General features: G+C 71.7%; 9 protein-coding genes. 6 read left to right on the top strand and 3 right to left on the bottom strand.

Translation table 11 applies throughout. From position 1 onward, the window contains the following. Nucleotides 1-108 precede the first annotated feature (108 nt). Entirely contained in the window at nucleotides 109-2,829 is a 2,721-nt protein-coding gene (locus LLG88_03675) for a DNA translocase FtsK 4TM domain-containing protein (protein MCE5246008.1), read from the top strand. Between the two features lie 48 nt (nucleotides 2,830-2,877). On the opposite strand, the gene LLG88_03670 is transcribed toward LLG88_03675, so the two are convergent. Genes LLG88_03670 through LLG88_03660 form a run of 3 tightly spaced genes read right to left on the bottom strand, consistent with a single transcriptional unit; the run spans nucleotide 2,878 to nucleotide 5,365 of the window. Continuing rightward, entirely contained in the window at nucleotides 2,878-3,867 is a 990-nt protein-coding gene (locus tag LLG88_03670; GenBank protein ID MCE5246007.1) for a bifunctional oligoribonuclease/PAP phosphatase NrnA, read from the bottom strand. Beyond that, nucleotides 3,854-4,402 (bottom strand): gamma carbonic anhydrase family protein, encoded by a 549-nt coding sequence (locus tag LLG88_03665; protein MCE5246006.1) that lies wholly within the window; start codon nucleotides 4,400-4,402, stop codon nucleotides 3,854-3,856. Before LLG88_03665 ends, LLG88_03670 begins: the two co-directional genes overlap by 14 nt. Before the next feature lie 51 nt (nucleotides 4,403-4,453). Beyond that, nucleotides 4,454-5,365 (bottom strand): hypothetical protein, encoded by a 912-nt coding sequence (locus tag LLG88_03660; GenBank protein MCE5246005.1) that lies wholly within the window; start codon nucleotides 5,363-5,365, stop codon nucleotides 4,454-4,456. Between the two features lie 137 nt (nucleotides 5,366-5,502). On the opposite strand from LLG88_03660, the gene LLG88_03655 reads away from it, so the two are divergent. The 5 genes from LLG88_03655 (at nucleotide 5,503) to LLG88_03635 (ending at nucleotide 11,220) form a co-directional block, all read left to right on the top strand. Next, the gene (locus tag LLG88_03655; GenBank protein MCE5246004.1) at nucleotides 5,503-6,291 is read left to right on the top strand and encodes a succinate dehydrogenase cytochrome b558 subunit; all 789 of its coding nucleotides are present in this window, start codon (nucleotides 5,503-5,505) and stop codon (nucleotides 6,289-6,291) included. Continuing rightward, complete coding sequence (gene sdhA, locus LLG88_03650; protein MCE5246003.1) at nucleotides 6,291-8,108, top strand: succinate dehydrogenase flavoprotein subunit; 1,818 nt, start codon at nucleotides 6,291-6,293, stop codon at nucleotides 8,106-8,108. Before LLG88_03655 ends, sdhA begins: the two co-directional genes overlap by 1 nt. Nucleotides 8,109-8,125: 17 nt before the next feature. Continuing rightward, the gene (gene sdhB, locus LLG88_03645) at nucleotides 8,126-8,887 is read left to right on the top strand and encodes a succinate dehydrogenase iron-sulfur subunit (protein MCE5246002.1); all 762 of its coding nucleotides are present in this window, start codon (nucleotides 8,126-8,128) and stop codon (nucleotides 8,885-8,887) included. A gap of 138 nt (nucleotides 8,888-9,025) precedes the next feature. Beyond that, nucleotides 9,026-10,459: a polynucleotide adenylyltransferase PcnB gene (pcnB, locus tag LLG88_03640; protein ID MCE5246001.1), complete on the top strand. Its 1,434-nt coding sequence runs from the start codon at nucleotides 9,026-9,028 to the stop codon at nucleotides 10,457-10,459. Next, nucleotides 10,456-11,220, top strand: a complete 765-nt coding sequence (locus LLG88_03635) for a glycosyltransferase family 2 protein (GenBank protein ID MCE5246000.1) — start codon at nucleotides 10,456-10,458, stop codon at nucleotides 11,218-11,220. Before pcnB ends, LLG88_03635 begins: the two co-directional genes overlap by 4 nt. Nucleotides 11,221-11,223 lie beyond the last annotated feature (3 nt).

Here is an 11,223-nt window from a genome sequence, read left to right as displayed (position 1 = left end):
TTCCTCTTCGTCCTCTGACCCGGCCGCGGCCGCGCGGCGGCGACCGCGCGATCCGCGATAAGATGTGCCCGGCGCGCGCGACGCGCGCCGGGACGAGGAACGAGGGACGTGAGCGCACCGACGGTCGAGGCAAAGTCGCGGGGCCGGGAAGTGGCCGGGGTCGTCTTCGCGGCGATCGCGCTGCTTCTGGCGCTGGCCTTGGCCAGCTACGCCCCCGACGACCCGTCGTGGCTCGTCGCCGCCCCCGGCCGCCCGCAGAACTGGATCGGCCCGGTCGGCGCGCAGATCGCCGCCTTCTTCGTCGGCGTCTTCGGCCTCGCCGCGTGGTTCTTCCCGCCCGCCCTCGGCTTCCTCGCCTGGGGCCGGTTCCGCAACCCCTCGAACGCCCGCAAGCGCGGCGGCCTGCTCGGCTGGATCCTCGTCGCGTTGGCCTGCACGCTGCTTCTCGCGCTCGTCGCGCGGCAGATCGAGTACCGCGACGCGCCGCATCCGGCGGGCGGGGTCCTCGGCGTCGTGCTCGCGCGCACGCTGACCTCCGCGCTCTCGGAGGTCGGCGCGCTGGTCGTGGCCGGCGCGCTGCTCGTCGCCGGCGTCGTCCTCGCCGCCCGCGCCCTTTCGGACCGCCGCCCCGCGACCGCGACCGGCATCGTGCGGCGCGGCGCGCGCCCCGCGCCGCCCCAGCCGGAGCGTCCGGCGAAGCCGCGCCGCGGCCTGCTCCGCTTCCTCTGGCCGTTCGGGCGAAGGAAGCGGCCCGCGCGTCCGGCGCGCCCCGCCGCGCCCGCGGCCGAAGAGCCGCGCCGCGCGGCGAAGCGGCAGCCCCCCGCCGCCGACGATTCGTCCGGGCGGCTGATGCGCGGCCGCGGCGTGCGCCCCGGCGAGCAGGCGTTCGACGACGACGAGGACGAGCTCCTCGACGACGTCGAGCAGCTCTTCAGCTCGGCCCACGGCGGCCGCGACCGCTGGGACGAGCCGGTCGAGCCGCTGCCTCCCGACATCGACCCGCCGCTCGACGCGGAGTTCGACGAGCCGTCCGCCGAATTCCCCTCCGGCCCCGTCTCCGCGCCGGTTTCGGCGCCGGCGCCGCGGATCGAGCCGCCGCGGCGGCGCCCCGTTCCCGCCCCCGCCCCGGCCTCGATCGAGGACGCCTTCGGCGGCGACGAGGACGACGAAGACGACGCGGCCGCCGCGCCGTTCGCCGAGGAAGAGGACGCGCCGCGCCCCGTCGCCCCCGCGCCGACGGCGCCGCCGCGCGCCGCGCGGAAGCGGGCCGTCAAGCCGGCCCCGAAGCCGAAGCAGCCGCGGCTGCCGGTCGAGCTGCCGACGGCTCAGGCCAAGCTGCCGCCGGTCGAGCTGCTCGCCCCCGCCCCGGCCCGCGTCCCGCCCGACAAGCAGGAGCTCGCCGCGCTGGCGCGCCACATCGAAGAGCGCTGCGCGGAGTTCCACGTCGACGGCCACGTGATGGCGATCCACCCCGGCCCGGTCGTGACCACCTTCGAGTTCCGCCCGAACGCCGGCATCAAGCTGCAGCGGATCACCGCCTTGGCCGACGACCTCGCGCTGGGCCTCGAGGCGGAATCGGTGCGGCTCGACCGGATCCCCGGCCGCTCCGCGGTCGGAATCGAAGTCCCGAACCGCCGCCGGGAGACGATCGCGCTGCGCGAAGTGCTCGAGTCCGATCATTTCCGCCGCGGCGGCGACATGCTCACGGTCGGCCTCGGCAAGTCCCAGGAAGGCGAGATCTGCTGCGCCTCGCTGGCCAAGATGCCGCACCTGCTCGTGGCCGGCGCGACCGGCTCCGGCAAGAGCGTCGGGCTGAACTGCATCATCACCTCGATCCTCTACAACGCGCGCCCCGACGAGGTGAAGTTCATCCTGATCGACCCGAAGATGCTCGAGCTGGGGCTCTACGAGGGGATTCCGCATCTTCTGGTGCCGGTCGTGACCGACATGAAGCAGGCCGGCAACGCCCTCAAGTGGGCGGTGCGCGAGATGGACCGCCGCTATCGGCTCCTCGCCGCCTGCAACGTCCGCCACCTCGACGCCTTCAACAAGCTTGTCGCCGCCAGCCCCTCGACCGTCGCCAAGGCGATCCAGACGATCCCGGCGCGGGCCGAGTCGGAGTCCTACGAGGCGGCGCATCTTCCCTACGTCGTGATCGTCGTCGACGAGTTGGCCGACATGCTGATGACGACCGGCCAGGAAGTCGAGGAGGCGATCGCGCGGCTCGCGCAGAAGGCGCGCGCCGTCGGCATCCACCTCGTCCTCGCCACGCAGCGCCCCTCGGTGGACGTCCTCACGGGGTCGATCAAGGCCAACTTCCCCGCGCGGATCGGGTTCCGCGTCGCCTCCAAGATCGACTCCCGCACGATCCTCGACGCATCCGGCGCGGAGCGGCTGCTCGGCGCCGGCGACATGCTCTACCGCCAGCCGGGCAGCGCGCGGCTGCAGCGCGTCCACGGCGCGTTCGTCTCCGAGGACGAGAACCTAAGGGTCGTGCAGTGGCTCAAGGCGCAGGGGAAGGCGGACTACGACAAGTCGATCCTCGAGGATCCGCCGGAGGAAGCGGGCGCCGAGGGCGCCGACGGCGACGTCGACATGACGAACGACCCGATGTACCGCAAGGCGGTGCGGCTCGTCGTCTCGACCGGCCAGGCCTCGACGTCGTTCCTGCAGCGGCGGATGCGCCTCGGCTACTCCCGCGCGGCGCGGATCATCGACCAGATGGAGCGCGAGGGGATCATCGGCCCCGCCGACGGCTCGCGGCCGCGGCAGGTGCTCGTCGAGTCGGAGTTCCTCGAGCGGATGGACCAGCAGGACGACGAAGGCTGACGCCGCCTTCGCCGCGCCCCGCCTCCGCGGCCGCGGATCGAACGAAAGCTACTCCGCGACCAGATCCTCGAGCGCCGGCGCGATCTCGGCGATCGCGTCCTCCATCGCCATCTCCAGCACGACGCCCGACGCGTTCCGGTGCCCGCCCCCGCCGTGCCGGCGCGCGATCTGGTTGACGTCGAGCGCCCCCTTCGAGCGGAGGCTGATCTTCGTCTTCGCCGGCTCGATCTCGCGGAACAGCGCCGCGCCGCGCGCGCTCTCCAGCTTGAGCGCCTGGTTGATGACGTCCGACAGGTCCTCGGCCTTCGCGCCGAAGCGGTCGAGCAGCGCCTGCGGCACGCGCAGCAGCACCACCCGCCCCTGCGCGCGGACTTCCATCCCCGCGAGGATCGCCCCGGCGAGCCGCAGGAAGCCGGCGGAGCGCCGTTCCGAAAGGCGCGCGTAGACCTCGGCCGGCGAAACCCCGGCCTCGACCAGCCGCGCCGCGGCGCGGAACCCCTCGGCGTTGGTGTTGCCGAAGCGGAACCGCCCGGTGTCGGAGAAGAGCGCGATGTAGAGCGCCTCGGCCACGTCGCGCGGCGGCTCGTACCCCGCGGCGTCGAGGACGCCGAGCACGACCACGCCGGTGCACGAGGCGCGCGGATCGACGATCCGCAGCCCCCAGAGCGGGTCCGGATCGGGATGGTGGTCGATGCAGGCCTTGATCCCCGGCGCGGACGAGACCACGGCGGCCATCGCGCCGAGCCGCGCGACGTCGGAGTTGTCGATCGAGACGACCGCGTGGGCCTCGCCGACGACCGCATCGTGGACCGCCGGCTGGTAGACCTCGATCAGTCCGTCGGGATCGAGACCGGCCATCGACATCGGCGGCGGATCGCAGTTGACGATCCGCGCGACGACGCCGCGGTCCCGCAGGAAGCGGGCCAGCCCGAGTTCGCTGCCGACGCCGTCGCCGTCCGGATGGACGTGCGTCGTGAGCACGATCCGCGACCCGGGGACGACGAGTTTCAGAAACCGCGCGGTCTCACCGTCCGGCATGCGGCCCTCCGCCGAGCGTCCCGTCGCGGTAGGCGGCCGCGTACTCCACGTAGCTGTCCTTGTTGCGGCGGATCCGCTCCAGCGACGCGTCGTCGAGCTCGCGGACGACCTTCGCCGGCACCCCCGCGGCAAGACACCGCGGCGGAATCTCGAACCCCTCGCGCACGACCGCGCCCGCGGCGATCAGCGATCCGGCGCCGATCTTCGCGCCGGACAGGACGACCGCTCCCATGCCGATCAGGCAGCCGTCGCCGATCGTCGCGCCGTGGATCACGCAGCGGTGGCCGATCGTCACGTCGGCGCCGATCACCGTCGGGCAGTCCGCGTCGACGTGGACGACGGTTCCGTCCTGCACGTTGCTCCGCGGTCCGACGCTGATCGGCTCGATGTCGCCGCGCAGCACCGCGCCGTACCAGACGCTCGCGTCCGCGGCGATCGTCACCTCCCCGACGATCGTCGCGTTCGGCGCGACGAAGGCGGTCGGATCGATCGCGAGGCGGGTCTTCAGAAAACCGCGGCGAGGCGCTTCGGCCATCGGGCGAACCTCCGAAAAAGGGGGCAAGACTAGAGAGGTCGGCGCCCCGCGTCAAGCGGGGGGCGCGACGTCGGCGCGAATGGCCTGCGACGGCCACGGCGTCTCCGGAAGCCGCCCCGCCTTGAACCCCGCGCCGACCAAGCGGAAGCGAATCGTCCCCGGGATGCCGGACCGCTTTCCCGCGATCTCGAGCAGCGCTCCGCTCGCCGGATCGACGAGCAGCGAGATCTCGCCGTCGAGGCCGAAGACCGACGGGGACGGCCCTCCCGGCGCCGGCAAGAGAGCCAGTTCCACCGCCTGGACCGTCGGATTGCGCGGCTCGCCGCCGTCGAGATCGTCCAGCCACAGTTCGACCGACCGCGTCCCGCGCCGCACGGCGCGCACCGGAACCAGTCCGTCGTTGGTCAGCAGCGCGACGTCGGTCTCCGCGGCGCCGGCGAGACAGTCCAGGCGTCCGAGGAACGACCACGCGTCGATCGGCCCGCCGCAGGCGCCGTCGCCGGCCGCGGCGAGCGTCTTCTCCTCGCGCCGCCCTTCCTTCCAACGACCGCGCCACGGCGTCGGCGCGCCGTCCGGCGCGTCGAAGCGGCGGAACACCAGCCGCCGCTCCGCGTCCACCGTCGCTTCGCGCGCCTTGATCCCCGGATCGATCTCCATCCAGTGCGCCGGCAACGGACGATCTTCCGCGTCTCGTTCGCCGAACCCCTGATGGAGCCGCGTCTTTCCGAAATAGGTGAGCCGACTCGCCACGCGCACGAGCGACGGACGCGGCGCCGCGGGATACCGCTCGATCGTCGACTCCGCCGAGGCGACGAGGAACTTCGACGCGGTCAGGCGAAGCCGTGCCCATCCGGCCAGCGGCGAGACGCTTGTCGCCGCTGTTCCGCTTCCCGCACTCGCAAAAACGACGTACGAAAAGAGCAGCGCCGCAGCGGCCAGCGAATAAGTTGCTGGTTTGTTCACGCAGGTTTCCTCTGATAGATTAGCCGCTCCAAAACACTCGCGACCCGCGCCGCGGGGCACTCCCCACCGCTCCGTCCGGCGCGTTCGTCCCCTTCGAGGATCATCGCTCGGCTCATCGCAGCGAGGAGGCGCACCAAATGCCCCTGACCGCGCGGCAGTACTTCACGCTCCGCAGGCTCCACAGCCTCACCGGAATCGTCCCGATCGGCGTGTTCCTGTGCGAGCACTTTTTCACCAACTCGTTCGCGCTGCAAGGCGCGGCGTCCTACAACCAAAAGGTCGAATTCCTCAAGTCCCTCCCCTACCTCTACCTGATCGAGCTGTTCGGCATCGCCGTCCCGATCCTGTTCCACGCGATCCTCGGACTGATCATCGTCCTCGAGGCGAAGTTCAACTCGACGCGCCTGCCGTACGCCCGCAACCACATGTTCACCTGGCAGCGCTTCACCGGCGTGTTCCTGATCGCCTTCATCGCCTACCACGTGCTCACGACCCGCTTCGGCGCGTGGTTCGGGATCGACACCGGCGACATGTTCAAGCTGATGGAGCACAAGATGCAGACGCCCGCCCTGGCCGTGCTCTATCTTGTCGGCGTGCTCGCGGCGTCGTTCCACTTCGGCAACGGGCTCTGGGGCTTCGCGCTCCACTGGGGCATCGTGACCGGCCGCGCCGCCCAGCGCGCCTGGTCCTGGGCCGCCGTCGGCGTCGCCCTGCTCTTCGCCGTCGCCGGAGTGAACTTCTGGATGGCCTTCCACCCGTTCGGCCTCGAGGGCGTGACCGTCTTCAACGAGGCCGAGAAGGCCAAGGTCGAGGCGCCCGCGCCCGCCGTTCCGGCCGCGCCGCAGCCTCAGACTCAGCCCAAGTCCGAACAGTCCGCCCCCGCGCCGGCGCAGCAGCCGGCTGCCGGCCAGACGGAGACCAAGTGATGAGCGCCAAGCCCCGTTTCATCGTCGTGGGCGGCGGCCTCGCCGGCCTCATGGCGACGTGGAAGCTGGCCGAAGCCGGCCACGAAGTCCTGCTGTTCTCGGTCGTGAACGTCAAGCGCTCCCACTCGGTGTGCGCGCAGGGCGGCATCAACGCGGCCGTGAACATCAAGGGCGAGAACGACTCCCCCGACGTTCACTTCTACGACACGGTCAAGGGAGGCGACTTCCTCGCCAACCAGCCGCCCGTCAAGCACATGGCCTACGAGGCCCCGAAGATCATCTATCTCTTCGACCGCATCGGCGTGCCGTTCTCCCGCACGGCCGAAGGGAACCTCGACTTCCGCCGCTTCGGCGGGACGCTGTACCACCGCACGGCGTTCGCCGGCGCCTCGACCGGGCAGCAGCTGCTCTACGCCTTGGACGAGCAGGTGCGCCGCTACGAGGCCGAAGGGCTGGTCAAGAAGTACGAGTACTGGGAGTTCCTCGGCCCGGTCCTCGACTCCGACAAGCGCTGCCTCGGCATCGTGGCCCTCGACCGCCGCGAGATGAAGATCGAGACCTTCGCCGCCGACGCGACGATCCTCGCCACCGGCGGCCTCGGCATGGTCTACGGCCGTTCGACCAACTCCGTCATCTGCACCGGCTCCGCCGCCGCCGCCTGCTACCTCGAAGGGGCGCGGTTCGCGAACCCGGAGATGGTCCAGATCCACCCCACCGCGATCCCCGGCGAGGACAAGCTCCGGCTGATGTCCGAGTCGGCCCGCGGCGAAGGCGGCCGCTGCTGGGTGCCGCGCAAGAAGGGCGATCCGCGCGACCCGCGCCAGATCCCCGAAGAAGAGCGCTGGTACTTCCTCGAAGAGAAGTACCCCCGCTTCGGCAACCTCGTGCCGCGCGACATCGGCGCGCGCGAGATCTACCACGTCTGCTACGACCTCGAGATGGGCGTCGGCGGCCAGGGGCAGGTCTACCTCGACCTGACCCACAAGTCGCGCGAGTTCCTCGACCGCCGCCTCGGCGCGATCCTCGAGATCTACGAGAAGTTCGTCGGCGACGATCCGCGCACCGTTCCGATGCGGATCTTCCCCGCCGTCCACTACTCGATGGGCGGCCTGTGGGTGGACTACGAGCGCACGGCCGACGGGATGCTCGACCTCGCCAGCCCGCGCAACCACATGACGAACCTCCCCGGCCTCTACGCCGCGGGCGAGTGCGAGTACCAGTACCACGGCGCCAACCGGCTCGGCGCGAACGCGCTGCTGTCCTGCATCTTCGCCGGGATGATCTCCGGCCCGGCCGCCGCGATCTACGCCGAAAAGGCGGAGACGCGGGCCGCCGACGCCGACCCGGCGATCTTCGACGCGGCGCGCGGCAAGTGGCGCTCCCGCTTCGCCGAGATCCAGGCGCTGAAGGGGAGCGAGAACGCCTACGCGCTCCACCGCGAGCTGGGCGAGCTGATGACCGCGAACGTGACGATCGTCCGCGACAACGCCAAGCTGCGCGCCACCGACGCCCGGATCACCGAGCTGATGGACCGGTACAAGAACATCGGCGTGAACGACGCCGCCGGCCACATGAACCCGGAGATCCCGTTCGTCAGCCAGCTCGGGCACATGCTCGAACTGGCGCGGATGATCACCCGCGGCGCCCTTCTGCGCGACGAATCCCGCGGCGCCCACTACAAGCCCGAATTCCCGCAGCGCGACGACGCCAACTGGCTCAAGACGATCATCGCCGACTGGACGCCGGAAGGGCCGCGTTGGGAGTACGAGCCTGTGGACACCTCGCTGATCAAGCCGGTCGCGCGCAAGTACGACTGACGGAGGCAAAGACGACGATGCGTTCGGAAATCATCCTCCGCATTCACCGCCAGGACGGCCCCGGCGCGCCGAAGTACGTGCAGACGTTCCGGCTCGCCTACCGTCCGAAGCTGAACATCATCTCCTGCCTGCAGGAGATCGCCCGGAATCCCGTGGACGCCGACGGCAAGCGCTGCGCGCCGCCGGTTTGGGACTGCAGCTGCCTCGAAGAGGTCTGCGGCGCCTGCACGATGCTGGTCAACGGCCGGCCGCGGCAGAGCTGCTCGACGCTCGTCGACGAGCTGCCCGAGGGGACGATCGACCTTGCGCCGCTGACCAAGTTCCCCGTGGTCCGCGACCTGATGGTCGACCGCCAGGCGATGTTCGAGGCGCTCAAGAAGGTCAAGGGTTGGGTTCCGGTGGACGGCACGCACGACGTCGGCCCCGGGCCGCGCCGCGACCCGGCCGAAGCCCAGCTGGCCTACGTGATGAGCCGCTGCATGACCTGCGGCTGCTGCATGGAAGCCTGCCCCAACTTCGACGGCCACGACATGACCAAGTTCATCGGCCCCGCCCCGATCGGCCAGACCTTCTACTTCGGCCTGCACCCGACCGGCGCGCTCAACCAGCGCGAGCGGCTCGACGCCTTGATGGGCAAGGGCGGCATCAGCGCCTGCGGCAACGCCCAGAACTGCGTCGAAGCCTGCCCGAAGGAGATCCCGCTCACCGACGCGATCACGAACGTCAACCGCGCGGTGAACAAGCGGTGGCTCCTCGGCTTCCTCGGCGCCGCCAAGTAAATCGCCCCCGCGAGGGGAACAGGAACGGGCGGGGCGCGCCGCGTCCCGCCCGCTTCTTGTCTCCGCCCCCTTTCCGGCTGCTACAATGCGCGTCTGCGCGCGGCCTGCCCCGCGCCCCCACAGAATGGACAACGACCAATGACCGAGGCTCTTCCGGCCTACCTGGAACGACTGGCGCGCCCGCTCGACCTGCCCGCCGAACTGCCCCCGCCGCCCCCCGACTACGCCCCGCCCAGCGCGGAGCTGGTCGAAGTGCCCCGCGCCTTCGCCGAGGGCGACCTCGACGCCGACGCGGTGCGGATCGTGCGCCGCCTCAACGAGGCCGGGCACAAGGCGTACCTCGTCGGCGGCAGCGTGCGCGACCTCCTCTTCGGCCTCAAGCCGAAGGACTTCGACGTCGTCACCTCCGCCGAGCCGCGCGAAATGCGCCGGCTCTTCCGGAACTGCCGGATCATCGGCCGTCGCTTCCGTCTCGCGCACGTCTTCTTCCGCGACAAGATCATCGAGGTCGCGACGTTCCGCGCCCAGAACGCGCCGGGCGGCGACGAGAACGGCGAGCTGCTGATCAAGGACGACAACGTCTTCGGCACGGCCGAGGAGGACGCCGTCCGCCGCGACTTCACCGTCAACGCCCTCTTCTACGACGTCGAGCGCCGCACGATCCTCGACTACGTCGGCGGCGTGGCCGACGCCGAGCGGAAGCTGATCCGCACGATCGGCGACCCGATGGTCCGGATGCGCGAGGATCCGATCCGGATGCTCCGCGCCGTGCGCCTCGCCGCCCGCATGGGCTGCCAGGTCGAGGCCGACACCTGGCGCGCCGTCGAGCTCTGCCGCGGCGAGATCCTCCGCGCCGCCGCGCCGCGCATCGGCGAGGACATCCTCCGCATGTTCCGCGGCGGCGCGATCGCCCCGGCCGTGGACATGATGCTCGCCTCGGGCATTCTCGAGGTCATCGTCCCCGAGCTGACCGCCCACTTGGGCGCGCGGCTGCGCGACGAAGGGCCGGAAGAGGTCGAGGCGCTGCGCGCCGCGCTGCGCGTCGCCGACGCGCGGGCCCAGGCCGGCGCCCCGCTCACCGCCGCGGTCCAGTTCGCGATCCTCCTCGCGCCGCTGCTCCTCACGCCGCGCGCGAACGCCGACGGCAAGCTGCGCGTCCCGCACGCCGACGAGGCGCTGGAGACGCTCCGCCCGATCGCCCAGCGGATCGCGATCAGCAAGAAGGACGGCGAGCGGATGCGCCAGGTGCTGGCGACGCTGCCGAAGCTCGCGCCGCCGAAGGACGGCCGCAAGCGCCGCGGGGCGCTCCCGCTCAAGCGCGCCTTCATGCCCGAGGCGATCGACATGTTCGAGGTGATGGCGCACGCCACCGGCGACTTCCGCGAGGAAGCCGCCAAGTGGCGCGCCGCGCTGCTCGAGGCCTACGGCGGCGAAGCGCCCGTTCCCGAGCCGCCCGCCCGCCGCCCCGCCGGGGGCGACCGCCGTCGCCGGGGCGGTCCGCGCCGCCGCGGCGCCGACCAGCTCCCCGAGCCTCCCGACATGCCGCCGACGCCCGCGGAGCCGACCGAGTGACGTCGTCCCGCGCCGACGGGCTCGTCTCGATCATCGTGCCGTTCTTCAACGAGCGGGCGACGCTCCCGCGCGTCGTCGCCCGCGTCCTCGCCGCGCCCCTGCCGGCGGGGTTCCGCCGCGAGCTGATCCTCGTGGACGACGGCTCGACCGACGGCTCGGCCGAGGCCGCGGCGACCGCGCTGCGCGGCGACACCGGCGGGCGTCTGCTGCGCCTCGAGCGGAATCAGGGAAAGGGGACCGCCGTGCGCGCGGGGCTCGACGCGGCGCGCGGCGAGCTGGTCCTCGTCCAGGACGCCGACCTCGAGTACGACCCGGACGACTACCCCGCCCTTCTCGCGCCGTTCGCCGACCCGCGCGTGGACGCGGTCTACGGCTCGCGGATCCTCGGCAGCCCGAACCGCTCCTACGACCGCTACTACTGGGGCGGCCGCGTCGTGAGCCTCTTCACGACGATCCTCTTCGGCCAGCGGATCACCGACGAGCCGACCGGCTACAAGGTCGTGCGGCGCGAGCTCGTGCCCGAGCTGCGGCTCGCGGCGCGCGGCTTCGAGTTCTGCCCCGAGATCACCGCCAAGCTGCTCCGCTCCGGCCGCCGGATCGTCGAGGTGCCGATCCGCTACGCGCCGCGGAGCTTCGCCGAAGGGAAGAAGATCCGCGCCAGGGACGGCGCGATCGCGCTCTGGACGCTGCTGCGGCTGCGCCTGGGCCTCGACCGCCGCGACCGCCCGGCGACGCCCCCCGTCTGGCGCGAGGAGTCGTAGCGC

This window comes from bacterium, assembly GCA_021372775.1.
Lineage (GTDB): Bacteria > Acidobacteriota > Polarisedimenticolia > J045 > J045 > JAJFTU01.
Note: the sequence above shows the minus strand (reverse complement) of the source record. Positions and strands in the feature narration are given on the sequence as shown.

Coding starts and splice junctions, on each gene's coding strand:
- LLG88_03670 (MCE5246007.1), bottom strand. CDS start 3,867: ATGCCGGACGGTGAGACCGCGCGGTTTCTGAAACTCGTCGTCCCCGGG.
- LLG88_03665 (MCE5246006.1), bottom strand. CDS start 4,402: ATGGCCGAAGCGCCTCGCCGCGGTTTTCTGAAGACCCGCCTCGCGATC.
- LLG88_03655 (MCE5246004.1), top strand. CDS start 5,503: ATGCCCCTGACCGCGCGGCAGTACTTCACGCTCCGCAGGCTCCACAGC.
- sdhA (MCE5246003.1), top strand. CDS start 6,291: ATGAGCGCCAAGCCCCGTTTCATCGTCGTGGGCGGCGGCCTCGCCGGC.
- sdhB (MCE5246002.1), top strand. CDS start 8,126: ATGCGTTCGGAAATCATCCTCCGCATTCACCGCCAGGACGGCCCCGGC.
- pcnB (MCE5246001.1), top strand. CDS start 9,026: ATGACCGAGGCTCTTCCGGCCTACCTGGAACGACTGGCGCGCCCGCTC.